The sequence below is a fragment of the Streptomyces sp. WMMB 714 genome (genome assembly GCF_900090125.1).
GTDB lineage: Bacteria > Actinomycetota > Actinomycetes > Streptomycetales > Streptomycetaceae > Streptomyces > Streptomyces daqingensis.
Map to the genome: position 1 here is coordinate 71048 of NZ_FMHJ01000010.1, position 23024 is coordinate 94071.

The 23024-nt window shown below is 72.6% G+C and carries 21 protein-coding genes; 9 read left to right on the plus strand and 12 right to left on the minus strand.

Features of this window, described 5'->3' with window-relative positions:
- The first annotated feature begins 29 nt into the window (after window positions 1-29).
- From mgt to H181DRAFT_RS18870, 5 genes are all read left to right on the plus strand, one after another.
- Window positions 30-1256, plus strand: a complete 1227-nt coding sequence (gene mgt, locus H181DRAFT_RS18855) for a macrolide-inactivating glycosyltransferase (protein WP_045865722.1) — start codon at window positions 30-32, stop codon at window positions 1254-1256.
- Between the two features lie 72 nt (window positions 1257-1328).
- Window positions 1329-1856 carry a DUF1697 domain-containing protein gene (locus tag H181DRAFT_RS18860; protein ID WP_074467938.1) on the plus strand — a complete coding sequence of 176 codons (528 nt, stop codon included), beginning with the start codon at window positions 1329-1331 and terminating at the stop codon, window positions 1854-1856.
- Window positions 1857-2271: 415 nt separating this feature from the next.
- Window positions 2272-3504 carry a S8 family peptidase gene (locus H181DRAFT_RS18865; protein WP_045865724.1) on the plus strand — a complete coding sequence of 411 codons (1233 nt, stop codon included), beginning with the start codon at window positions 2272-2274 and terminating at the stop codon, window positions 3502-3504.
- Between the two features lie 235 nt (window positions 3505-3739).
- Window positions 3740-3823, plus strand: coding sequence for a putative leader peptide (locus H181DRAFT_RS30235; RefSeq protein ID WP_368073275.1), 84 nt, complete (start codon window positions 3740-3742; stop codon window positions 3821-3823).
- 292 nt (window positions 3824-4115) lie between these two features.
- Window positions 4116-4691 carry a winged helix-turn-helix domain-containing protein gene (locus H181DRAFT_RS18870; RefSeq protein WP_045865725.1) on the plus strand — a complete coding sequence of 192 codons (576 nt, stop codon included), beginning with the start codon at window positions 4116-4118 and terminating at the stop codon, window positions 4689-4691.
- On the opposite strand, the gene H181DRAFT_RS18875 is transcribed toward H181DRAFT_RS18870, so the two are convergent.
- The 10 genes from H181DRAFT_RS18875 to H181DRAFT_RS18915 all read right to left on the minus strand — a co-directional run bounded on the left by H181DRAFT_RS18875 (window position 4681) and on the right by H181DRAFT_RS18915 (window position 14009).
- A complete protein-coding gene (locus H181DRAFT_RS18875) occupies window positions 4681-5469 on the minus strand; it encodes a sirohydrochlorin chelatase (RefSeq protein WP_045865726.1) in 789 nt (262 codons plus the stop codon). The genes H181DRAFT_RS18870 and H181DRAFT_RS18875 overlap by 11 nt on opposite strands.
- A gap of 53 nt (window positions 5470-5522) precedes the next feature.
- Window positions 5523-6893 carry a sulfate adenylyltransferase subunit 1 gene (locus tag H181DRAFT_RS18880; protein ID WP_045865727.1) on the minus strand — a complete coding sequence of 457 codons (1371 nt, stop codon included), beginning with the start codon at window positions 6891-6893 and terminating at the stop codon, window positions 5523-5525.
- Window positions 6894-6895: 2 nt separating this feature from the next.
- Entirely contained in the window at window positions 6896-7831 is a 936-nt protein-coding gene (gene cysD, locus H181DRAFT_RS18885; protein ID WP_045865728.1) for a sulfate adenylyltransferase subunit CysD, read from the minus strand.
- The gene (gene cysC, locus H181DRAFT_RS18890) at window positions 7828-8418 is read right to left on the minus strand and encodes an adenylyl-sulfate kinase (RefSeq protein WP_302622648.1); all 591 of its coding nucleotides are present in this window, start codon (window positions 8416-8418) and stop codon (window positions 7828-7830) included. Before cysC ends, cysD begins: the two co-directional genes overlap by 4 nt.
- Window positions 8415-9122 (minus strand): phosphoadenylyl-sulfate reductase, encoded by a 708-nt coding sequence (locus tag H181DRAFT_RS18895; protein ID WP_045865729.1) that lies wholly within the window; start codon window positions 9120-9122, stop codon window positions 8415-8417. The genes cysC and H181DRAFT_RS18895 overlap by 4 nt, the downstream gene beginning before the upstream one ends.
- On the minus strand, window positions 9119-9367 hold the full coding sequence (locus tag H181DRAFT_RS18900; RefSeq protein ID WP_045865730.1) for a hypothetical protein: 249 nt from the start codon (window positions 9365-9367) through the stop codon (window positions 9119-9121). Before H181DRAFT_RS18900 ends, H181DRAFT_RS18895 begins: the two co-directional genes overlap by 4 nt.
- A 121-nt stretch (window positions 9368-9488) precedes the next feature.
- Window positions 9489-11186, minus strand: coding sequence for a nitrite/sulfite reductase (locus tag H181DRAFT_RS18905; RefSeq protein ID WP_045865731.1), 1698 nt, complete (start codon window positions 11184-11186; stop codon window positions 9489-9491).
- Between the two features lie 227 nt (window positions 11187-11413).
- Window positions 11414-11497 carry a putative leader peptide gene (locus H181DRAFT_RS30240; protein WP_350257049.1) on the minus strand — a complete coding sequence of 28 codons (84 nt, stop codon included), beginning with the start codon at window positions 11495-11497 and terminating at the stop codon, window positions 11414-11416.
- 92 nt (window positions 11498-11589) lie between these two features.
- Window positions 11590-12246: a GNAT family N-acetyltransferase gene (locus tag H181DRAFT_RS18910; RefSeq protein ID WP_078895851.1), complete on the minus strand. Its 657-nt coding sequence runs from the start codon at window positions 12244-12246 to the stop codon at window positions 11590-11592.
- Window positions 12247-12260: 14 nt separating this feature from the next.
- The gene (locus H181DRAFT_RS18915) at window positions 12261-14009 is read right to left on the minus strand and encodes an ABC-ATPase domain-containing protein (protein ID WP_045865732.1); all 1749 of its coding nucleotides are present in this window, start codon (window positions 14007-14009) and stop codon (window positions 12261-12263) included.
- A 342-nt stretch (window positions 14010-14351) separates the two neighbouring features.
- On the opposite strand from H181DRAFT_RS18915, the gene H181DRAFT_RS18920 reads away from it, so the two are divergent.
- Together H181DRAFT_RS18920 and H181DRAFT_RS18925 are read left to right on the plus strand one after the other, a co-directional pair.
- The gene (locus H181DRAFT_RS18920; protein ID WP_078895832.1) at window positions 14352-15347 is read left to right on the plus strand and encodes a carbohydrate kinase family protein; all 996 of its coding nucleotides are present in this window, start codon (window positions 14352-14354) and stop codon (window positions 15345-15347) included.
- A 314-nt stretch (window positions 15348-15661) separates the two neighbouring features.
- Window positions 15662-17638 carry an alkaline phosphatase family protein gene (locus H181DRAFT_RS18925; RefSeq protein WP_052708641.1) on the plus strand — a complete coding sequence of 659 codons (1977 nt, stop codon included), beginning with the start codon at window positions 15662-15664 and terminating at the stop codon, window positions 17636-17638.
- A 101-nt stretch (window positions 17639-17739) separates the two neighbouring features.
- Here H181DRAFT_RS18925 and H181DRAFT_RS18930 read toward each other — a convergent pair whose 3' ends face one another.
- Together H181DRAFT_RS18930 and H181DRAFT_RS18935 are read right to left on the minus strand one after the other, a co-directional pair.
- Complete coding sequence (locus H181DRAFT_RS18930) at window positions 17740-18366, minus strand: DUF1707 SHOCT-like domain-containing protein (RefSeq protein WP_045865733.1); 627 nt, start codon at window positions 18364-18366, stop codon at window positions 17740-17742.
- Window positions 18367-18494: 128 nt separating this feature from the next.
- Window positions 18495-20177, minus strand: a complete 1683-nt coding sequence (locus H181DRAFT_RS18935) for an acyl-CoA dehydrogenase family protein (protein ID WP_045865734.1) — start codon at window positions 20175-20177, stop codon at window positions 18495-18497.
- A gap of 18 nt (window positions 20178-20195) precedes the next feature.
- Between H181DRAFT_RS18935 and H181DRAFT_RS18940 the strand changes: the two genes are divergently transcribed.
- Together H181DRAFT_RS18940 and rsgA are read left to right on the plus strand one after the other, a co-directional pair.
- Entirely contained in the window at window positions 20196-21326 is a 1131-nt protein-coding gene (locus tag H181DRAFT_RS18940) for a YihY/virulence factor BrkB family protein (protein ID WP_045865735.1), read from the plus strand.
- A 500-nt stretch (window positions 21327-21826) separates the two neighbouring features.
- The gene (gene rsgA / locus H181DRAFT_RS18945; RefSeq protein WP_045865864.1) at window positions 21827-22885 is read left to right on the plus strand and encodes a ribosome small subunit-dependent GTPase A; all 1059 of its coding nucleotides are present in this window, start codon (window positions 21827-21829) and stop codon (window positions 22883-22885) included.
- Window positions 22886-23024: the final 139 nt, after the last annotated feature.

Here is a 23024-nt window from a genome sequence, read left to right on the forward strand (position 1 = left end):
CTCCGACGGCGCCTGCCGCCCATATCGCCATGTTCAGCATCGCCGCCCACGGCCATGTGAACCCCAGCCTCGACGTCGTCCGCGAACTCGTCGCGCGCGGGCACCGCGTCACGTACGCGATCCCGCCGGCGTTCGCCGGTCTCGTGGCCGAAACGGGGGCGCAGCCGCGCCTCTACCGTTCGACGCTCCCGGGCGAGGACGACGACCCGGCGGCGTGGGGCACCGAACTGATCGACCACGTCGAGCCGTTCCTCGAGGACGCACGGCAGGCCCTCCCGCAGCTCGCCGCGGCGTACGAGGGGGACGTGCCGGACCTGGTGCTCTCGGACATCACCTCCTATCCCTCGCGGGTGCTCGCCCACCGCTGGGGCGTGCCCCACATCCAGCTCTCGCCCAACCTCGTGGCGTGGGAGGGGTACGAGGAGGAGGTGTCGGGCCCCATGGCCGCCGAGCTGAAGTCGACGCCGCGCGGGGCCGCCTACTACGAGCGGTTCGCGGCGTGGCTCGCCGAGAACGGCATGCCGATGGGGCCGGACGACTTCGCGGGTCGCCCGGACCGGTCGCTCGTGCTGATCCCCAGGCTGCTCCAGCCGCACGCGGACCGCGTCGACGAGAGCGTGTACACCTTCGTCGGCGCCTGCCAGGGCGACCGTTCCCACCAGGGGCGGTGGCGGCGGCCGCCGGGCGCGGAGGACGACAGGGTGCTGCTGGTCTCGCTGGGCTCCGCCTTCACCAAGGAACCGGACTTCTACCGGGAGTGCCTGCGGGCCTTCGGCGGGCTGCGGGGCTGGTACGTGGTGCTGCAGATCGGAAAGCACGTCCGCGCCGAGGAGTTGGGCCCACTTCCCGCCAACGTCGAAGTGCACGCGTGGGTGCCGCAGCTGGCGGTGCTGCAGGAGGCGGACGCCTTCGTGACGCACGCGGGCGCGGGAGGCAGCCAGGAGGGCCTGGCGACGGGCACTCCGATGATCGCCGTCCCGCAGGCCGTCGACCAGTTCGGCAACGCGGAGATGCTCGTCTCGCTCGGCGTCGCCCGGCACGTCCCGAAGGAGGAGGCGACGGCGCGGGCGCTGCGGGAGGCGCTGGAGTCGCTCGTGGACGACCCGGAGGTCGCGGGGCGGTGCGCCCGGGCGCAGGCCGCGGTGGCCGCGGAGGGAGGAACGCGGCAGGCCGCGGACATCATCGAGGATGCTCTCCGGGGCCACCGCGCCGGTGGCCCCGGGGTGGCGGAAACCCGTGCGTCGAGGGGGAGTTGAGGGGCGCGGAGAACGGCGCCCGGGTGCGTGACCTCCCGCAGACGGGGGGTCCGCTCTTCTAAGCTGCCGCACATGACTACGTATGCGGCGCTTCTGCGGGGGATCAACGTAGGCGGACACAGGAAGGTCCCCATGGACCGGCTGAGGGAGCTCATGTCCGGGCTGGGGTGGGTCGACGTCCGGACCTATCTGCAGAGCGGCAACGCGGTCTTCACCACCGACGACGCTGATCCGGGCCCGCTGCTGGAGCGGGCCGTCGCCGAGCACTTCGGCTTCGAAGTGCCCTGCCTGGTGCGCACCGCCGAGGAGTTGCGCGCCGTGGCCGCCGCGTGCCCCTACCCGGCCGCCGAACTGGACCCGGCGAAGCTGCTGGTGCTCTTCCTGGAAGAGGCCCCGCCGAAGGGGCACTTCGACTCGATCGACGCCTCGTCCTTCGCGCCCGACGTCTTCGAGCACGTCGGCAGCGCCGTGTACTGCTACTTCCCGGACGGAATGGGCCGCAGTAGACTTCCCGCCGCCCTGGAAGCGGTGCGGCCGAGAGTGACGATGACCGGCCGCAACTGGCGCACAGTGCAGCGGCTGACCGAACTCGCGAGCTGAGGCGGCCGCGCGGACCGGCCTCCCGTCACCCCGTTCACGCAGCGAACCGGATCCCGAACGGCGCCGCCGGACGGGCGGGTTCGCGGGGCCAGGTACGTCCGCCGCCGGGGAGCCTCGTGAGGGCGCCCGGAGCACGGGACGGGCTGCCGCAGGAGGGGCCGAAGTTACCGGAGCGTTCTCCCCGCGGTCAGATATCTGACCGAACTGACGCGTCGTCAGGTCAAGTTGGGGTGATACAGGGCGCTTTGCCGTGCGCCTCTGGAGTTGTTTATGTCACACAAGTTCAGAGTGCTTGAGGTCCGGGGATCAATCAGACAGTGTTTCGAGTCACCCGGTTGCGGATCACCGCCGCAAGCTGCCCGGGTTGCGAAACAGACATACAACCCCCCACACCTCACGAGGAGGACCCCTCGTCATGGCAAACACGCCTAGCAATGCGGAGAAGTCGGCGAAGCGTCGCCGTATCACCCTGGCCGTCGGCGTCACCGCCGCCGTGATCGGCGCGGCCACCCTGGTGGGCACCGCCGGCGCCTCCTCCACCACCGAGGGCCACGTCTACGGCACCAAGGCCAAGGGTGCGATCGACGGCAGCTACATCGTCATGCTGAAGGACAGCAAGGGCGCCAACTCCGTCAAGGCGCAGGGCAAGGACCTGGCCGAGGAGTACGGCGGCAAGGTCAACAAGACCTACGACTCCGCCATCAACGGGTTCTCCGCGAAGGGTCTGAGCGCGCAGGAGGCCCGCGAGCTCGCCGGCGACTCCAGCGTCGACAAGGTCGTGCAGAACCACAAGTTCACGATCAACGAGACGCAGGAGAACCCGCCGTCGTGGGGCCTGGACCGCATCGACCAGGAGCCCACCGAGGCGGACAACAAGTACACCTTCCCCGACACCGCGGGTGAGGGCGTCACCGCCTACATCATCGACACCGGTGTCCGCATCACGCACAAGGACTTCGGCGACCGCGCCTCGCACGGCTTCGACGCTGTCGACGGTGACGACAACGCGGACGACGGCCAGGGCCACGGCACGCACGTCGCGGGCACCGTCGCCGGCACCGACCACGGTGTCGCGAAGAAGGCCAAGGTCGTGGCCGTCCGCGTGCTCGACGACAACGGCTCCGGCACCACCGAGCAGGTCGTCGCGGGCATCGACTGGGTGACCGAGAACGCCAAGGGCCCCTCCGTCGCCAACATGTCGCTCGGCGGCCCGGCGGACGAGGCGCTCGACGCGGCCGTCCAGAAGTCCATCGACGCCGGCATCACCTACGGCATCGCCGCGGGCAACGAGGGTGCGGACGCCGACGGCAGCAGCCCGGCCCGTGTGAAGGACGCCATCACCGTCGCAGCCAGCGACGACAAGGACGCGCAGGCCGACTTCTCCAACCACGGCCCGCTCGTTGACATCTACGCCCCGGGCGTGGACATCGTCTCGTCCTCCAACACCAGCGACGACGCCACCGAGACGCTTTCGGGCACCTCGATGGCCGCGCCGCACGTGACCGGCGCCGCCGCGCTCTTCCTCGGCGCCAACACGGACGCCAAGCCCGCCGACGTGGCCAAGGGGCTGACCGACGGCGCCCTGAAGGACAAGATATCCAACCCGACCGGGGAGACCCCGAACCTGCTCCTCAACGTTGCCGAGTGAACAGGGCGATCCCCAACGGGTAGCAACTGACCCCTGGTTGGTAAGCACCCTGAGCACCACCTGAGCGACACCCGCTCGATCAGAGCGGCAGAGCCGCCCGCCAAGGCCCCCGAGGGCCGCGGCGGGCGGTTCTCTCTGCGTTGCCGGCCGCGTCCCCGAGAAGGCTCCCATCCGCCATTCGAGACGAGCGGCGAATTCGTTGACGGCCCACGGGAATTGCTGGCATCCTCATTCTGTGAATCATTCTGCGAACCTTGTCGCGCGTCTGCACGTCGACCTTCGACGGCACGCCAGCGCGCTCTGTGCCGCCGGTTCCTGAGCCCTGATCTCCGGCTGATTCCACCTCGCGCGCAAGCCCGCCGACGTCCGGCGGAAGCCCTCCTGCGCTGCGGTCGATCCCCCCCTCTCCCGTACGGGAATTCGCGGCCGAACGCCGTCGTATTCCTTTCCCGGCGGCATTCCCCGACCCGCTCCGTACCGGCTGACGCCCGGTCCGCGTGAAGCCTGTGCGCCCCCGCCGGGAAACCGCGCGGGCAATTCTCGCGGAAGCGGCGGGACCGGTGGCGCCGCCGGGCCGTTCGCTCACGAGGCTTTCCCGAAGGAGCCCCGCAATGAATTCCCCGCATTCCACTGCCCATTCCGCCGCCGCGCGCCATCTCCGAGTCGTCGAGGAGGACGTGCGGCAGGAACCGGTCCCGCCCCTCGTCGGCTACCTCGTCCTCGTTCCGGAAGGAACGGACCCCGAGGCTCTGTTCGCCGCAGAGGGCGTACGGGCCGAGTTCAGACCCTTCCCGGCCCGCGAGGCCCGCGAGGCCCGCGAGGCCCGGCAACCCCTGGCGACCGCCGGGCAGCCGCTTCCCGCCGGGCAGCCGCTTCCCGCCGGGGAGGGGCTGTCCATCGACACGGAGCAGCACACCGTGGAGGCCGACGGCCGTCAACTCGACCTGACCTACCTAGAGTTCGAACTGCTCGCCCACCTCGCAGCCAACCCGCACCGCGTGCACACACGCGAGCAGCTCGTCGCGGCGCTGTGGGGCTACAGCCACGTGGGGGACGGGCGCACCGTCGACGTCCACATCGCCCGGCTGCGCCGCAAGCTCGGCCCGCAGCACAGGGAGCGCATCGTCACCGTGCGGCGGGTCGGCTACAAGTACGAGCCGAACCGCGCGCCGGGCGTCAGGCGCTGAGAGCGACGGGGCGGCGTGCGCGGCCCGGCCGGCGCGCCGCCTCGTCGTAGCGCAGAGCCAGCACCTCGGCCAGCTCGCCGGTGGCGCCGAGCACGGGCGCGAGCACGTCGGCCCCCGCCTCGCGCGCACCGGCCGCGATGCGGTCGGGGAGGCGCCCCGGCGCGATGACGTACGGGGCGACGGCCACCCGCTCGACGCCGTCCGCGCGGAGCCCGCGGACGGCGTCGGCGGTGCGGGGCAGGGCGGCGGAGGCGAACGCAGGCCGCACGGCGCACCAGCCTGCGGTGCGCCGCCACTCCCGCGCGGTCTGTGCGATCGCTGCGATCGCCTCCGGGTCGGAGGAACCGGCCGAGGCCAGCACGATTCCGGTCGAGCGCCGCTCGTCCGGCGACGCTCCGGCCAGTCCGGCCTCCCCCAGCCGCCGTTCCAGGGCGGTCAGGAGAAGCGGATGCGGGCCGAGCACGCCGGCCTGCCGCACGTCGAGACGGGGCAGCCGAGCGGTCGCCTCGCCGAGGACGGCCGGGATGTCGGACTTCGCGTGGAAGGCGCGGCTGAGCAGGAGCGGCACGGCGACGACGTCCCGGACGCCCTCCGCGTCCAGCCGCTCCAGCAGGCGGGGCACGGAAGGGGCGTCGAAGTCCAGGTAGCCGGACTCCACCCGCAGGCCGGGGCGCAGCGCCCGTACCCGCGCGCAGAGCGCGTCGACGGTCGCGGCGTGCCGGGGGTCGCGGCTGCCGTGTGCGATGACCGCGAGGGCGGGTCGTGTGGCGGCGTGCATGGTGGTGAGTCCGTTCCGGAGGGCTTTCGGCACGTCGGCGGCTGCCGGCGGCCTCAGAAGTCCCAGCCGTCGTCGTCGGGGGCGGCGGTGCTGCCCTTCGCCTCCCGCACGGCTTCGGCGAAGGCGTCGCCCGCCATGCCTGCGGTCAGTGTGGAACCGTCGGCGGGGTCGATGAGCAGGAACGAGCCGGTGCGGCGCGAGTCGGCGTAGGCGTCGACGGGCAGCGGCTCGGACGTGCGCAGCACGACACGTCCGATGTCGTTGGCCACCAGCCGCCCCGGTTCGGGGTGCTGGGAGAGGTCGTCGAGCGTCAGCCGGGAGGGGATCTCCTTCACGATCGCCTTGACGGTGCGCGTGGTGTGCTTCAGCAGCACCCGCGCCCCGGGCTTCAGGGGCGTGTCGTGGAGGTGGCAGACGGTCGCCGTCAGATCCTGGCCGGCGGTGACGGACGCGTCCGACGGCACGATCATGTCGCCGCGGGAGACGTCGAGGTCGTCGGCCAGCAGCACGGTGACCGACTGCGGCGCCCACGCGACGTCGACGGACTCGCCCAGCATGTCCAGCGCCTCGATGGTGCTGCTCTCTCCCGAGGGGAGCACCGTGACGCGCTGGCCCACGCGCAGCAGGCCGGACGCGATCTGCCCGGCGTAGCCCCGGTAGTCGGGGTGCTCGGGGGTCTGCGGCCGGATGACGTACTGGACGGGGAAGCGCGCCGGGTCCTCGCCGGGGTCGTCGGTGACGGCGAGGGTCTCCAGATGCTCCAGGACGGTCGGGCCGCCGTACCAGTCCATGTGCGCCGAGGCCGTCACCACGTTGTCGCCGGCGAGCGCGGAGATGGGGATCGTGGTGATCTCCGGAACGCCGAGCGAGGCGGCGTACCGCGTGAACTCCTCGGCGATGGCGGCGAAGACGCCCTCGTCGTAGCCCACGAGGTCCATCTTGTTGACGGCCAGCACCAGGTGCGGGACGCGCAGCAGCGCCGCCACCGCGGCGTGCCGGCGGGTCTGCTCGACGACGCCGTTGCGGGCGTCGACGAGGACGACGGCCAGCTCCGCGGTGGAGGCCCCGGTGACCATGTTCCGGGTGTACTGCACGTGGCCGGGGGTGTCGGCGAGGATGAACCGGCGGCGGGGCGTGGCGAAGTAGCGGTAGGCGACGTCGATGGTGATGCCCTGCTCGCGCTCCGCGCGCAGGCCGTCGGTGAGCAGGGCGAGGTCCGGGGCGTCCTGGCCGCGGCTGCGGGAGGCGTGCTCGACGGCCTCCAGCTGGTCGCTCAGCACGGACTTCGAGTCGTGCAGCAGCCGTCCGACGAGGGTCGACTTGCCGTCGTCGACGGAGCCGGCGGTGGCGAAGCGCAGCAGCGACGTCGCGGCCGGCGCGTCGTCGAGCGAGCCGGAACCGGCGGGCGTGGCGGGTGAGTTCATGATCAGAAGTACCCCTCGCGCTTGCGGTCCTCCATGGCTGCCTCCGAGAGCTTGTCGTCGGCCCGGGTGGCGCCGCGCTCGGTCAGACGGGAGGCGGCGATCTCCGCGATGACCTTCTCGACGGTGTCGGCGTCGGAGTCGACGGCACCGGTGCAGGACATGTCGCCCACCGTGCGGTACCGGACCAGGCGCCGCTCGGCGCGCTCGTCCTCGCCGGGGCCTCCCCACTCGCCGGGCGCCAGCCACATGCCGGACCGGGAGAAGACGGTGCGCTCGTGCGCGTAGTAGATGGCGGGCAGCTCGATCCGCTCGCGCGCGATGTACTGCCACACGTCCAGCTCGGTCCAGTTCGACAGCGGGAAGACGCGCACGTGCTCCCCGGGCGCGTGCCGGCCGTTGTAGAGCTGCCACAGCTCGGGCCGCTGACGCCGCGGATCCCAGCCGCCGAACTCGTCGCGCAGGGAGAAGACCCGCTCCTTGGCGCGCGCCTTCTCCTCGTCGCGCCTGCCCCCGCCGAAGACCGCGTCGAAACGGGACGTCTCGATGGCGTTCAGCAGCGGCACCGTCTGCAGCGGATTGCGCGTGCCGTCCGGCCGCTCCTTCAGCTCGCCGCGGTCGATGAACTCCTGCACCGAGGCGACGTGCAGGCGCAGCCCGTGCTGCCGCACGACCCGGTCGCGGTACTCCAGCACCTCCGGGAAGTTGTGCCCGGTGTCCACGTGCAGCAGCGCGAACGGCACCGGCGCCGGAGCGAACGCCTTCAGCGCGAGGTGCAGCATGACGATGGAGTCCTTGCCGCCGGAGAAGAGGATCACCGGGCGCTCGAACTCCCCCGCCACCTCGCGGAAGATGTGCACGCCCTCCGACTCCAGCGCGTCCAGGTGCGACAGCGCGTAGGGGTTGTCCTTCTCCTCCAGCGTCGTGATCGCCGTCGTCACACCAGTCCCCTCTCACTCAGCAGCGCCCGCAGCGCCGCGGCGGATTCCTCCACGCCCTGCCGGTGGGCCTCGATCCGCAGATCGGGCTCTTCGGGGGCCTCGTACGGGTCGTCCACGCCCGTCAGCCCGGAGATCTCCCCGGACGCCTGCCGCGCGTACAGACCCTTCACGTCACGCTCGGAGCAGACCTCCACCGGCGTGGCGACGTGCACCTCCAAGTAGCCGGTGCCGCCGGCCTGATGGCGCTTGCGCACCGCCTCGCGGCTGTCCGCGTACGGTGCGATGACCGGCACCAGGACGATGACGCCGTGCGACGCGAGCAGCTCGGCGACGAAACCGATCCGCTGCACGTTCAGGTCGCGGTCCTCGCGGGAGAAGCCGAGCCCTGCCGAGAGGAACGTGCGGATCTCGTCGCCGTCCAGCACCTCCACGCGGCGGCCCGCCGCGCGCAGCTGCGCGGCGAGCACGCCCGCGATGGTGGTCTTGCCCGCGCTGGGCAGGCCCGTCAGCCAGACGGTCGCGCCCTCGGCCGTTCCGTTCATCTCCCGCTCCCTGTCCTCAAGCGGGGCCTCCGCGTCCGCGCTCACAGATGGATCCCGCACTCGCTCTTGCCCGTACCGGACCAGCGTCCGGCGCGGGCGTCCTCACCCTCGAGGACGCGCCGGGTGCACGGGGCGCAGCCGACGGACGCGTATCCGTCCGAGAGCAGGGGATTGGTGAGCACGCCGTGCTCGGAGACGTAGGAGTCGACGTCCTGCTGCGTCCAGCGGGCGACGGGGGAGACCTTGACCTTCCCGCGCCGCTCGTCCCAGCCGACGACGGGCGTGCCCGCACGCGTCGGCGACTCGTCGCGGCGCAGGCCCGTCGCCCACGCGTCGAACTCGCGGAGCCCCTCCTCCAGCGGCGCGACCTTGCGCATCGCGCAGCACAGGTCGGGGTCGCGGTCGTGCAGCTTCGGGCCGTGCTCCGCGTCCTGCTCGGCGACGGACCGGCGCGGCGTCAGCGTGACGACCTCGACGTCCATGACGGCGGCCACGGCGTCCCGCGTTCCGATGGTCTCCGGGAAGTGGTAGCCCGTGTCGAGGAAGACCACCCGCACACCCGGCATCACCCGCGAGGCCAGGTGCGCCACCACGGCGTCCTCCATGGAGGAGGTGACGCAGAAGCGGCGCCCGAAGGTCTCCGCCGCCCAGCGCAGGATCTCCAGCGCCGACGCGTCCTCCAGCTCCCGCCCCGCATCCAGCGCGAGCTGCCGCAGCTGTGCCGCGGAGTGCCGCTGAGCGGTGGTCATCGGGTCACGCCCCCTTCCGGGCCCTGGGCGCCCTCGCCGCTCCCGCTTCCCGGGGCGCCCCCGCCTGCGGGGCTCCCCGGCGCCAGGCCGCGGGCCAGCAGACCGAGGAACGAGAGCCGGAACGCCCGGTTGCAGGCGGCGCACTCCCACGGCGCGCCCTTGCCGCCCCCGGTCTCCGCCTCGGACGGACGCAGATCCTCGTCGCCGCAGTACGGGCAGTAGAACGGTGCCGCTCGCTCGCTCATGGTGTCTCCGTCCCCCGCTCAGCCTCGGCACGCTCACACGCGTCGGCTTCCCTCGTCACTGCTCGCTCCTTCGTCGCTGCGCGGTTCCTCGGTCCAGCCGTCGCCGCGTGCCGAGGCTCGCTCATTTGAGGGCACCCTCTTCCGCGCGGGCCGCCCACTGGGCGAAGCGCTCGCCGTCCTCGCGCTGCGCGTGGAAGTTGCGGAGCACCCGCTCGATGTAGTCGGGCAGCTCCCGGGCGGTGACCTTCAGGCCGCGCACCTTGCGGCCGAAGCCCGGCTCCATGCCGAGGGAGCCGCCGAGGTGCACCTGGTAGCCCTCGACCTGCTCGCCGTCCGAGTCGGTGACGAGCTGGCCCTTGAGGCCGATGTCGGCGACCTGGATGCGGGCGCAGGAGTTGGGGCAGCCGTTGACGTTGATCGTGACGGGCTCGTCGAAGTCCGGGAGCCTGCGCTCCAGTTCGTCGATGAGCGAGGAGCCGCGCGCCTTCGTCTCGACGATGGCCAGCTTGCAGAACTCGATTCCCGTGCAGGCCATCGTGCCCCGGCGGAAGACCGAGGGGCGGGCGGTGAGGTCCAGCGCCTCCAGCGCGTCCGTCAGGGCCTGCACCTCGTCCTCGGCGACGTCGAGGACGATCATCTTCTGCTCGGCGGTCGTACGGACGCGGTACGAGCCGTGCGACTCGGCGAGGTCGGCGATCTTCGCCAGCGTCCCGCCGTCGACGCGGCCTACGCGCGGCGCGAAACCGACGTAGTAGCGGCCGTCCTTCTGCTGGTGCACGCCGATGTGGTCGCGCCACTGCTGCACGGGGCTCGAAGGCGCGGGCCCGTCGGCCATCCTGCGCAGCAGGTACTCGTCCTCCAGCACCTGTCGGAACTTCTCTGCGCCCCAGTCGGCGACGAGGAACTTGATGCGGGCCCGGGTCCGCAGACGCCGGTAGCCGTAGTCGCGGAAGACGGAGACGATGCCCTCGTGCACGTCGGCGACCTCGTCGCGCGGCACCCAGGCGCCCAGCCTGACCCCGAGCTTGGGGTTGGTGGACAGGCCGCCGCCGACCCACACGTCGAAGCCCGGGCCGTGGTCGGGGTGCTCCACGCCGACGAAGGCGACGTCGTTGATCTCGTGGGCGACGTCGAGGAGGGGCGAACCGGAGACCGCGGTCTTGAACTTGCGCGGCAGGTTCGAGTACGCCGGATTGCCGATGACGCGGCGGTGGATCTCGTCGATGGCGGGCGTGCCGTCGATGATCTCGTCGGCGGCGATCCCGGCCACCGGCGAGCCGAGGATGACGCGCGGCGTGTCCCCGCAGGCCTCTGTCGTCGACAGGCCGACGCCCTCCAGCCGCCGCCAGATCTCCGGCATGTCCTCGATGCGGATCCAGTGGAACTGCACGTTCTGCCGGTCGGTGATGTCGGCGGTGCCACGCGCGAACTCCTGCGAGACCTCGCCGATGGTGCGCAGCTGACGCGTCGTCAGCTGCCCGCCGTCGATGCGGACGCGGAGCATGAAGTACTCGTCGTCCAGTTCCTCCGGCTCCAGGACGGCCGTCTTGCCGCCGCTGATGCCGGGCTTCCGCTGCGTGTAGAGACCCCACCAGCGCATCCGCCCGCGCAGGTCCGCCCCGTCGATGGAGTCGAAGCCGCGGTGCGCGTAGATGGTCTCAATGCGTGTCCGCACGTTGAGACCGTCGTCGTCCTTCTTCGTCTGCTCGTTGCCGTTGAGCGGAGTGAAGTGCCCAGCGGCCCACTGGCCTTCGCCGCGGTGGCGGCCGGCCTTGCGCCGGCTCGGCGCGGAAGCGGGCTGCTTGGAGGTGTCAGCCATGTTGGTCGTCCTTCGGGCGTCCTTGGGGTTCCCGGAGCGGGCGCCGCGTCGGGGGCGCGGCCGGTCCCGGGAGCGATCCTGGGCAGCGGGCGTCGCTCAACCGTCCCTGACCTGCGCGTACGTCGATGACGTGCGGCCACGGGCAGGCAGGGGCGATGCAGTTCGAGCGGGGAGTGGGCGCGCCCGCGTCAGTGAGGGCGGCTGGTGTGTCGGCGGTGCTGGGACTGTCAGCCCGCCCGACAGATGGCGCTGGACATGCGGCCGAGGTCGACGTGGCGTCGACTCACCAAGGCGATTCCAGCGCGAGACATGACGGAAGCCTCGCACGGCGCGGATCGGGCAGTCCACTGCCGTCCACATCACGGACGAAATCGTCTCGCTTTATGGGACGAAGTGTCGCCGCTCACATATCCGCAGGTCGGGACCCCTGCGACGGCTCCCGCCGGTCCGGCCGCGGCACCAGGGGAGCGGCGGGAGCCGGGCCCTGCTCCACGGCCGGGGCGGGTTCCCGCGTGACCTCCTTGGCGAAGATACGGAAGCCCCGCCGCTGGTAGTTGCCCAGTGCGTGCGGCCCGTCCTTGCTGCACGTGTGCACCCACACGCGGTTCGTCGGCTCCCTGTCCGGCCACCGCTCCGCCATGTCCCAGGCGCGCGCCGCCCCGAACTCCAGGAGATGGGCGCCGATGCGGCGCCCCCGGAAGGCCGGCAGCAGCCCGAAGTAACTGATCTCCACGGTCTGCCCGGGCCGGGTGGCCCGTGCGGAGGTGTCCTGGCTTGCGCCGTCGAGCTCGATGAATCCCGCGGGGGTGCCCTTCTCGTAGGCGACCCACGTCTCCGCGCCGGGCCGCTCCAGCCACTCCTGCCACTGCGCGCGGGGCCACGGCAGCCGGTCCGTCCACTCGACGTCCGCTCCGACGGACGCGTAGAGGAAGCGGCTGAACTCGGCGCTCGGCACCTGCGCCCGCATGATCCGGACGCCGGCGGAGGGGTCGGGCCCCTCGGCCGCCCGCAGGTCGCCGGGGGCGGTCTGCTCCAGGTACCAGGTGGTGACGGTCCGCATCACGGGGTCGGCGGTCACGCGCCCCACCCCGTCCCGTTCCCGGCCGGCCGCGGGGACTGGCGGTGGACGCGCATGCCGCGCAGGCGGTTGAGGGCGGCGGCAGTCTCGAAGCGGCGCGGGACGGCGAAGTCCTCGTCCCGTACCGCCAGCAGCGCCTCCGCCCCGCGTGCCAGGTCACGGTCGAGCAGGTCCAGCGCCTCGGCGAGGGTGCGCTCGCCGTCCACGTGGCCGCGGCGCACCATGAGTTCGAGGGCGAGGCCGATGCCCGTCACCTGCCGGGAGTCGGTGATCTGCTCCACGGACCGCAGGTCCACCTCGTGCTCGCCGAACGTCAGCGTGTCCTCCCCGCGGGAGCGTACGCGCCTGCGTCCGCGCGACTCGGCCTCCAGGGAGGACGGTTCGGGGACCCGGTGCACGGCAGGGGGGAAGGACTCGGCCTCCGCGTGCCGCCCCGTCGGCACGGACGCCACCTCGCGGGCCCGCGCCGTGACGTCCGAGGGACGGTAGGCGTCCATCATCAGCACCCGGTCCGCGACCTCCAGGTAGTCGCCGGAGCCGCCCATGACGAGCACCGTCGAGACGCCGTGGTCGCGGTGGAGCGAGCGTACGGAGTCCACGAACGGGGTCAGCGGCTCGCGGTCCTTCGCCACCAGCGCCTGCATGCGGGCGTCGCGGATCATCAGGTTCGTGGCGGCGGTGTCCTCGTCGATGAGCAGCACCCGCGCACCCGCCTCGACGGCCTCGCAGAGCGACGCCGCCTGCGAGGTGGAGCCCGAGGCGTTGTCCGTCGAGAAGTCCGTGGTGTCCGAGCCGTCGGGCAGGTGGTCGACGAAGGCGTGCACGTCGACCCGCTCGACCCGTCGCCCGTCCTCGGCCCGCAGCTTCACCGTCTCGGGCCGTGAGACGACGCGTTCACGGCCGTCGCCCGGTACGTGGTCCCAGACGCCCGTCTCCAGAGCGCGCAGCAGCGTCGACTTGCCGTGGAAGCCGCCGCCGACGACCAGGCTCACGCCCTCCGGCAGCCCCATGCCGGTGACGGTGCCCGCGTGCGGCAGCTCCACCGTCACCCGCATGTTCTCCGGCGAGAGGAACGGCACGACTCCGGGGCCGCTCGCCGGGCGGTCGTCGACGCCGCTGCCGCGCGGCAGCACCGCACCGTCGGCGACGAACGCCACCAGGCCCAGCCCGGGCAGGGCCGCGCGCAGGGCGTCGGAGTCCTCGACCGTCTCCACGAACTCCCGTACGGAAGCGGCGTCCAGGGCCCCGTGGCGCAGCGCACGCTCCGCCACGCGGGGCACGGTGCGGCACATCAGGCGCTGCGCGTACCGGGCGTCGATGCGGCGGCCCTTGCCCGGCAGGGCCAGGCCGAAGCGGAGTGTCACACCGCCGTCGGCGCCGACCGTGCAGGAGCTGCGGTCCAGCACCTCCTGGCCGCCCGCGTCGATGCGCAGCGACTTCTCGCCGTCGGCGGCTTCGGCCGCACGCCGGGCCAGGAAGCTCGCCAGCGCCCGGCGGCGCACGGGCGTCGCCCACAGCTCGGCGGGGAACGCGGCGGCATCCGGCGGCAGGTGGAGAGCTGCCCGCGCGGGCGGAGCGAAGGGGTCGGCCTGGGCCCGTACCAGCCGCAGCGTCGCACCGGACCCGCCGTCACCGGGCAGCCTCCAGGTGCCGACCAGTCCCTTGTAGCGGCCGTACGGCGCGCCTTCGAGACGTCCGAGCTGCTCCTCCAGGCCCTCGCGCTGGGCGGCCTGCTCCCGTGGCACTGAGTGGGTTTCCTTCCGCCGGGGGCTTCTGCGACGGGACGATACATAACGCCTGCGAGGGTGCGGACCTGGGGAGAGCGGTACTCGGACCGACGCGGCACCGCCGTACCGGCCCTTCGGCTTCCGATCCCGCTTCCGATCCCGCTTCCGCTTCTGCCTCCGCTGCCCGGCGCCGCACCGGACGTGCCCGTTCCCGGCCCGTTACGGCCGGCCCGTCGTTGACAGGGAAACGGGCGGCTGCTGGACTCCGGCGCGGGCCGCGGCGGCCGTCGCCCGCCTCCGGCCGCACCGGCCCGGCCCGTCCGCTCCACCACCCCACCACCCCACCGTGAGGTCCCGCGCATGCCCGAGTCCGAGCCGTCCGCACCGACTTCCCCCGCCGCCGACGCCGCCCCCGCCGCCCCCGTCGCGGTGCTCGGGGAGTGCGTCGCCGACGCCTTCGTGCGGGCGCCGTCCGGGAGCGCGGGCACGCCCGCCATCGGGCTGGACGTACTCCCCGGCGGCGGCCCCGCCAACACGGCGGTCGCCCTGGCGCGGCTCGGCACGCCCACCCGCTTCCTCGGACGGCTCTCCTCCGACGTCTTCGGCCGCCTCTTCCGCGACCACCTCGCCGCCTCCGGCGTCGACCTGAGCCGGACGGTGGACGCGAGCGAACCGAGCACCCTCGCCGTGGCCGACCTCGACGACGACGGACGGGCCGACTACTCGTTCCACGCGGAGAACACCGCCGACTGGCAGTGGACTCCGCAGGAGCTCGCCGCAGCCGCCGGCGGCCCGCTCTCCTGCCTGCACACGGGTTCGCTCGCGCTGGTGCGGTCGCCGGGCGGCCCGGCCGTCGAGGAGCTGCTGGAGGACGCCGCCACCCGCGCCACCGTCTCCGTCGACCCCAACGTGCGCCCGCTCCTCGTCGAACCTGCCGCCTACCGGGCCGCGTTGCCGCGCTGGTGCGCCGCGGCCGACATCCTGCGGCTCTCCGACGACGACCTCGCCCACCTCATGCCCGAGGGCACCTCCCCGGAGAGAGCGGCGGACACCTTCCACCGGGACGGCGTGCGCCTCGTCGTCGTCACCCTCGGCGCAGGCGGGGCCTTCGCGTCCCTCGGCGGGGAGCGGCTGCGGGTTCCCGCACCGCACGTGGACGTCGTCGACTCCGTGGGTGCGGGCGACACCTTCATGGCCGGATTCCTGCACTCGCTCCACGGCGCGGGGGCACTGGGCGGCCGCCTGGACGGGCTCCGTCCCGGCCAGGTCCGGGACGCCCTGGCGTTCGGCGCCCGCGTGGCGGCGGCGGTCTGCGCGGTGCGCGGCGCGAACCCGCCCTGGGCGAGCGACCTGTAGCGGTACGTTTCCCGCCGCTTCCGCTGCCTTGTGCCTCTTTGTTCCTGGTGGGACGCATTTCGGGACGCGAGAAGGCGCCCGCACCTTCAAGACTTCTCCGGGGTAATGCCAAGCGCTGGCAAGTTCTCCGTCCGGGCTGCCAAATTAGCCAACCCGTTCACTCTCTCGGCGTACGCTGCCCGCGCAGGCGGCCTCGGTGATCGAACTGGGGCCCGCCGCAGGCCGTAGCCGTACACAGGCGGCCGCCCCCGGTTCCCCCAGAACCCGGGCCCGCCGTGTGTCAGCACAGAAGTTCGCAAGGAAGGACCTCCGGGTTGCCGCTCTTCACCAGCTCCCGCCGGCTGCAGAAAAAGGACGAGGCGACCCCGGAGGGCGGCCTGACGGACTCTTCGGAGAGTGCTCGGACGGAGACCGCCGTCGACGAGGAGGCCGGCACCGAGACCGCCGGCACCCGGGCCGCCGCTGACGAGGGGGCGGACAAGGGGGCCGCCGGCGGGGCCGCTGCCACCGGGGCCGCCGCTGCCGGGGGCGAGTCCTCCGGTGGCGTGCGGGGCTGGCGGGCCAAGTACCCGACCGCGGCCCGCTGGACGAAGCACGGCACGAGCGTGCTGGCGGCTCTCCTCGTCTTCGCCGCGCTCGTCCTGCCGAACGAGATGGACCGCCTGACGCTCGGCGCGTTCCTGCGAATACCCGGGGAGGCGATCTTCGGCGTCGCGCTGCTGCTGGTCCTCCCGCCCAGGGCGAGGCGTGCCGCCGCCACGGCCATGGGGGCCGCGTTGGGCCTGCTGACCGTCCTGAAGTTCTTCGACATGGGCTTCTACGAGTTCCTGGACCGCCCCTTCGACCTCGTCCTGGACTGGGTGCTCTTCGACGACGCCGAGTCCTTCCTCGAGGACTCGGTCGGCAAGGCCGGGGCGATCGCAGCCGTCATCGGCGTCGTCGTACTGATCATCGCCCTGCTCGTCCTCAACGCCCTCGCCGTCCGCCGGCTGGGCCCCATCGTCCTGCGCGACAGCCGGCTGGCGACGCGGACGACCCTGGCCCTGGGCACCGCGTGGTTCACCCTCGCCGCGCTGCAGATACCGGGCATCGACGTGCCGGTCGCCTCCAAGATCACCGCGGGGCTCGTCAACAACCGCATCGAGCAGGTCGGGGACGGGCTGAAGGACGAGCGGATATTCGCCAAGGAAGCCGCCCACGACAAGTTCGAGAACACACCGCCGGACGAGTTGCTGACCGGGCTGCGCGGCAAGGACGTCATCTTCGCGTTCGTCGAGAGCTACGGCCGCGACGCGATCGAGAACCCGGAGATGTCCGCGGGCGTCAACGCCGGTCTCGCGGAAGGCCAGGCGAGTCTGGAGGGAGCCGGATTCTCCTCGCGCAGCGGCTGGCTCACCTCTCCCGTGACGGGCAGCGGAAGCTGGATGGCGCACGCCACGTTCATGTCGGGCTTGTGGATCGACAACCAGCAGCGCTACCGCACCCTCACCTCCAGCGACCGGCTGACTCTCACGCGGGCCTTCCGGCGCACCGACGACTGGCGGACCGCGGGCATGATGCCGGGCGTCACCAAGGCGTGGCCGGAGGGCAAGTTCTACGGCCTCGACCATGTCTACGACTCACGCGAAATGGGCTACAAGGGCCCCAAGTTCAGCTGGTCGCCGGTGCCCGACCAGTACACGATGAAGGCGTACGAGCGTCTGGAGAGCGGCAAGAAGAACCGCAAGCCCCTCATGTCGGAGATCATCCTCGCCACCAGCCACAACCCCTGGGCGCCGCTGCCGAAGATGGTCGACTGGGACGAGCTCGGCGACGGCTCCGTCTACCACCGGATCAAGAAGGCCGGCAAGGACCCCAAGGACGTGTGGCGGGACGAACGGCAGGTGCGCCAGGAGTACGCCCGTTCCGTCCGGTACTCGATGAAGACCCTCACGTCGTACCTGGAGAAGTACGGCCACGACGACACCGTCCTCGTCGTCCTCGGCGACCACCAGCCGGTCCCGACCGTCGTCGGCAACCACGCGAGCCGGGACGTGCCGGTCTCCGTCATCGCCAAGGACGACGAGGTCATGGACCGCATCGACGACTGGAACTGGAAGGACGGTCTGCGGCCCGACAAGGAGACCCCGGTCTGGCGCATGGACAAGTTCCGCGACCGCTTCATGACCGCCTACGGTCCCGACGGCGACAAGCCCGGGAAGGACGTGTCCGGCAAGGGCGGGTCCGAGGACGGCAAGTCCGGGAAGGACGAGGCGGACGAGGGCAGGTCCGGGGACGGCAAGAAGGACTAGAAGGCCGTTCCGTCAAGGAGCCTCGGACCGGTCCAGCCGATCGTGCGGTTCAACTCCGAAGTCCGGTTTCGCGCCGGGGTGTTCGATGCCCGGCGCCCGTCCTAGCGCTTCCGCTGCGACGGGTTGCTGTGCAGCTTGCGCCGTTCCCGGTGGTTGGGGTGGCGAACGACCACTCCTCCTCCCGGGCCACCGGACCCGGTCAGCCGGACCAGCGGAGTCCCCGGGAGCCGGTCGGATGTGGTCTCGTCCTTCAGGCCGCCGACACCGGGCTCCACGCCGCTGACGTCCGCGACCCAGCCGTCGGGAATGACGAGCGTGACACCGGAGATCTCGCCGTGCGCCTCCACCGCGACCTCCGTGAGACGGCACTCGACCCGGGTGAAGTCGATCTTCACGCCCCCGACGCCTCCGTAAGCGACCACACGCCTGGGAACCTCCCAGCGCCCGGGGCCCAGGGACGCGCCGAACATGCCGCCCTTGACCACCAGCGGCGGCCGGTCCCCCGGGGAAGGCGGCCTCGGCAAGTCGGCGGTCACGGCGGCCAGTTCGCCGTAAGTCCTGGACTTCAGCGCCTGCTCCAGGCGCGAATCCAGCTCGTCGGGACCGATGCGCCCCTCGGCCGCCGCGTCGCGCAGCTGCTCCACCACCGCTTCGCGGTCGTCGTGAGAGGCGCGGAGCTCCCCTGGCGGAGCGGGGCGCGGTGAGGGCTCAGGCGGCTGGGCGGTCATGTCCGCCAGGATATGCGGCCGGCGGGCCGAGCGGACCGAGCGGACCGGTGCAGCACATCCCGAAGCCCGCCCGCTCCTGAGGGGCCGACCGGGACGCATGCTCCCGGTCTGCCCCTCAGGCGTGCGTACTACGCCGTCGCGGGACGCGCCCGCTCCACGATCGACGGGAGGTCGAGCGTGTGCGGCAGCGTGCCGAAGGCCGCGCCCCAGTCGCCGCCGAGCCGGGAGGCGCAGTAGGCGTCGGCCACCTCCGGCGGGGCGTACCGCACCAGCAGCGACCCCTGGAGCACCTGCGCCATCCGCTCGACGAGGCGGCGCGCACGCGCCTCGATGCCGTCCAGGTCGGAGAGTTCGGCCAGGAGGTCCTTCGTGGCCGCGTCCAGGCGGTGGTCGGCTCCGCGGGCCAGGCCGATCTCCGTGAGGAACGCGTTCAGCGCCTCGGGGGAGCGCTGGAGCGCCCGCAGCAGGTCCAGTGCCTGGACGTTGCCCGAGCCCTCCCAGATCGAGTTGAGCGGCGACTCGCGCAGCATCCTGGGCATGCCCGACTCCTCGACGTACCCGTTGCCGCCCAGGCACTCCAGGGCCTCGCCCACCACGGGCGTGCAGCGCTTCGTCACCCAGTACTTGGCGGCGGGGACCGCGAGACGCAGCAACTGCCGTTCCTGCTCGGCGTCCTGGCCGCCGCCCTGCGCCGCGTCGAACGCGGACGCGAGCCGCATCGTCAGCGCTGTCGCCGCCTCCGACTCCAGCGCCAGGTCGGCCAGGACGTTCTGCATCAGCGGCTTGTCCGTCAGCAGCCCGCCGAACGCGCTGCGGTGCGCGGTGTGGTGCGTGGCCTGCGCGACCGCGTGGCGCATGAGGGCGGCGGAGCCCGTCACGCAGTCCAGCCGGGTGGCGGCGACCATCTCGATGATGGTCGGCACGCCGCGTCCCACCTCGCCCACGCGCCGCGCCCACGTCGTCCCGTCGAACTCGACCTCGCTGGAGGCGTTGGAGCGGTTGCCGAGCTTGTCCTTCAGCCGCTGCACGCGGAAGGAGTTGCGTGACCCGTCGGGCAGCACGCGGGGCACGAGGAAGCAGGTGAGGCCCTCGCCCTCCCCGCCGCCCGTCACCTGCGCGAGCACGAGGAAGACGTCCGACATCGGCGCGGAGCAGAACCACTTGTGCCCCGTCAGCACGTACTCGCCCTCGCCTCCGCCGCTGAGCGGAACGGCGTGCGTCGTGTTGGCGCGAACGTCGCTGCCGCCCTGCTTCTCGGTCATCCCCATGCCGGCGATGGCGCCCGGCTTCTGCGTCGCGGGCCGGTCCAGGCCGGGCGCGTAGGTGTGCGAGGAGAGCAGCGGCTCCCAGACGGCGGCCAGGGAGGGTTCCTTGCGCAGGGCGGGCACCGCGGCGTGCGTCATCGACACCGGGCAGCCGTGGCCCGCCTCGACCTGCCCCCACACGTAGAAGCCCGCGGTCCGGCGGAGCTGCCCGTCCGGCCGCGACCAGGCGTCGGTGAGGCCCGCGCCGACGGCACGGTCGAGCAAGCGGTGCCAGGCCGGGTGGAATTCGACTTCGTCGATTCGGTTGCCGTACCGGTCGTGCGTACGCAGGACGGGCGGCACTTCGTTGGCCTGCCTGCCCCACTCCTGCGCCTCCGCCGAGCCGGCGCCGCGGCCGAGTCCGCTCAGCTCGGCGCGTACCTCCTCGGCTCGTTCGGGCGCTGCGTGCCGGGCGACCGCCTCGGCGAGAGCGTGGTCGGCCGAGAAGACGTCGTAGTCGACGAGCGGCGGCGGCTGGTTGGTGACGGTGTGAGTGGAGGCTGGCATGACAGATACGTTAAGGAGGTGCAACCAGCCGACGAAACCCCACCTCGCCCGAGCGGACGTTTCCGCAGAGCGCGCGTCATCTACCGGAACGTCCCCAAACGGAGGATGGCCTGGCTGTTGCTCAAGGACACGGTCAACTCCTGCATGGAGTACCGCGTCCTCGGTCTCGCCGCCGAGGCGGCGTTCTTCACCCTGATCTCGATCCCCCCGCTGCTGCTCGGCCTCATCGGGCTGCTGGGCTACCTCGACGCCTGGATCGGCACCGACACGATCGACTCGATCCGCGCCAACTTCCTCACCGCTTCCGCCGCGGTGCTCTCCGACCGCGGCGTCGACCAGATCGCGCGTCCCCTCATCGACGACGTCATCCGCGGCGGCCAGCCCGACGTGATCTCGCTCGGTTTCGCCATCGCGCTGTGGTCGGGGTCGAGGGCGGTGAACGTGTTCATCGACACCATCACCGTGATGTACGGCCTCGACGGTCAGCGCGGCATCGTCAAGACCCGCCTGCTGGCCTTCCTGCTGTACCTGGTGGCGCTGGCCATCGGAGCGGTGGTGCTGCCGCTGATGGTGGCCGGGCCGGACGCGGTGCTGCGGCTGGTCCCTGAGGCGCAGGGGCTGGTCGCGGTCTTCTACTGGCCGGTGGTGCTGCTGCTCTCGGTCGCGTTCCTCACGACGCTCTACCACGTGTCGGTGCCGGTGCGTTCGCCGTGGCGGGAGGACATCCCGGGTGCGCTCGTCGCCCTGCTGATGTGGGTCGTCGGCAGCATCCTGCTGCGGCTGTACATCACGAGCACCGTCGAGGGCCCCACGATCTACGGGTCGCTGGCCGCGCCCGTCGCCGTGCTGCTGTGGATCGGTGTCTCCGCCTTCGCGGTGCTGGTGGGCGCCGCCGTCAACGCCGCCATCGACCACGTGTGGCCGTCCGTGGCGACCGCCGCCGCGCGCCGCATGAACGAGCGCGCCCGTGAGGAGGCGGCCGCGGAGGTCATCGCCGCCGCGGCGGCCCGCCGGGCCATGCGCGACGCGGAGAGCTCCGGAGCGGAGGAACCGGGGGACGATCCGCCGGCCGAATTCCCCGAGCGGTGGACGAAGTTCCTTCCGCACGCGGACGTACGGGCGCGGCTGCGCTCACGCCGCGACCGCTGACGCGGCCGGGGCGCGCGGTGGGCGCCGGCGCGGTTGCGTCCGGCTGCGTCAGCCTTGCCGTTCCGCGGCGTCGGGCTTTCGCGCCGCTGCCGCCGGGCGGAAATTCCGTGGCCGCCGCCCGCTCGCCCGCGCTACAGTCCGGCGAGCGGCGTGTCCTTGCCGGGCCGCCGCACAGGAAGCTCTCGCGAGGAGGAGGTGAAGACAGATGGCCGTCGTTGTGGTGGGCGCTGCCCGCAACCCGAAGTCCGTCCTCTCCACCTCCGTGGCCCCCGTCTGACGCGCAGCGGCACGCTTCGTCCGTGCGGTGCGCGCGGCACCGGGAGGGCCACCCTCACGTGAAGGGCAATCCCGTGAACAACTCGCTCAACTCACCGCGCCCACTTCGCAGTTCAGCCTCCACCGGCCCGGCCGACCGCGCCTCCGGCGACACCGCCCGCGCAGCCGCCTCCGCCGGCCCGCCCGCCCCGCACCCCCTCACCCGCTACGGGTGGGACTCCGACGTGGCCGACGCGTTCGCCCCCTACGACGGGCAGGGACTCGTGCCGGCCCGCGTCGTGCGCGTCGACCGCGGACGGTGCGACGCCGTCACCGCGGAGGACACCGTGCGCGCCGACACCGCGCCCGTGGCCACCGGCGATCCCACACGCACGATCTGCACCGGGGACTGGGCGGTGCTCCGTCCCGGGTCCGCCTCGGGCCTCGCGGAGGTCCGCGCCCTGCTGCCGCGGCGCACGGCCTTCCTCCGCTCGACCGCCACCAACCGCTCCGAGGGCCAGGTGCTGGCCGCCAACGTCGACCACGCCCTCATCGCGGTCTCCCTCGCCGCCGAGCTCGACCTCGCACGCGTCGAGCGCTTCACCGCCCTCGCATGGACGAGCGGGGCGCAGCCGCTGGTCGTCCTCACCAAGGCAGACCTCGTCGAGGACCCGGCGACGCTCGCCCAACTCACCGCCGACGCCGAGCAGTCGGCGCCGGGCGTGACGGTGCTGAGCGTCAGCGCCGCCACCGGGGACGGCCTGGACGTGCTGGCCGCGGTCGTCGCCGGCGGCACGTGCGTCCTCCTCGGCCAGTCGGGCGCCGGCAAGTCGACGCTGGCCAACGCGCTGCTCGGGGAGGAGGTGCAGGACGTCCGGGCGACCCGCGACAGCGACGGCAAGGGGCGGCACACCACGACGACGCGCGACCTGCTGCCGCTGCCCGAGGCGCGCGGCGGCGGCGTCCTCATCGACACCCCCGGGCTGCGCGGCGTCGGTCTGTGGGACGCGCACGAGGGAGTGGGCCGGGCCTTCGCGGAGATCGAGGCACTCGCCGAGGAGTGCCGCTTCCACGACTGCCGTCACGACAGCGAACCGGACTGCGCGGTCCTCGCCGCCGTCGAGGACGGCACCCTTCCGCACCGCCGTCTGGAGAGCTACCGCAAGCTGCTGCGCGAGAACACCCGCCTCGCGGCCCGCACGGACGCGCGGCTGAGAGCCGAGGAGAAGCAGCGCTTCAAGCAGATGTCGGCCCTGGGGCGGCACATGGCGGAGCGGAAGCGGGGGGTGCAGCGCAAGCCGTGACCGCGGGGGCATGGGAGGCGGTTGCTACCGTCCCCCCATGCCCCTCCCGCCCGGCGGCCCGCTCGACGGCCCCACCGCACGCGCCGGCTCCGGTACCGGCGGGACCGGAGGAGCCCGTACCCGGCGGACGCCGCGGTGA

Bases quoted from the DNA above. Each gene is read 5' to 3' on its own strand.
- H181DRAFT_RS18930 (WP_045865733.1), bottom strand. From the start codon at position 18,366: ATGACCGCCCAGCCGCCTGAGCCCTCACCGCGCCCCGCTCCGCCAGGG.
- H181DRAFT_RS18880 (WP_045865727.1), bottom strand. From the start codon at position 6,893: ATGAACTCACCCGCCACGCCCGCCGGTTCCGGCTCGCTCGACGACGCG.
- H181DRAFT_RS18920 (WP_078895832.1), top strand. From the start codon at position 14,352: ATGCCCGAGTCCGAGCCGTCCGCACCGACTTCCCCCGCCGCCGACGCC.
- H181DRAFT_RS18910 (WP_078895851.1), bottom strand. From the start codon at position 12,246: ATGCGGACCGTCACCACCTGGTACCTGGAGCAGACCGCCCCCGGCGAC.
- H181DRAFT_RS18905 (WP_045865731.1), bottom strand. From the start codon at position 11,186: ATGGCTGACACCTCCAAGCAGCCCGCTTCCGCGCCGAGCCGGCGCAAG.
- H181DRAFT_RS18900 (WP_045865730.1), bottom strand. From the start codon at position 9,367: ATGAGCGAGCGAGCGGCACCGTTCTACTGCCCGTACTGCGGCGACGAG.
- H181DRAFT_RS18860 (WP_074467938.1), top strand. From the start codon at position 1,329: ATGACTACGTATGCGGCGCTTCTGCGGGGGATCAACGTAGGCGGACAC.
- H181DRAFT_RS18935 (WP_045865734.1), bottom strand. From the start codon at position 20,177: ATGCCAGCCTCCACTCACACCGTCACCAACCAGCCGCCGCCGCTCGTC.
- H181DRAFT_RS18875 (WP_045865726.1), bottom strand. From the start codon at position 5,469: ATGCACGCCGCCACACGACCCGCCCTCGCGGTCATCGCACACGGCAGC.
- H181DRAFT_RS18895 (WP_045865729.1), bottom strand. From the start codon at position 9,122: ATGACCACCGCTCAGCGGCACTCCGCGGCACAGCTGCGGCAGCTCGCG.
- H181DRAFT_RS30240 (WP_350257049.1), bottom strand. From the start codon at position 11,497: ATGTCTCGCGCTGGAATCGCCTTGGTGAGTCGACGCCACGTCGACCTC.
- H181DRAFT_RS18865 (WP_045865724.1), top strand. From the start codon at position 2,272: ATGGCAAACACGCCTAGCAATGCGGAGAAGTCGGCGAAGCGTCGCCGT.
- mgt (WP_045865722.1), top strand. From the start codon at position 30: ATGTTCAGCATCGCCGCCCACGGCCATGTGAACCCCAGCCTCGACGTC.
- H181DRAFT_RS18870 (WP_045865725.1), top strand. From the start codon at position 4,116: ATGAATTCCCCGCATTCCACTGCCCATTCCGCCGCCGCGCGCCATCTC.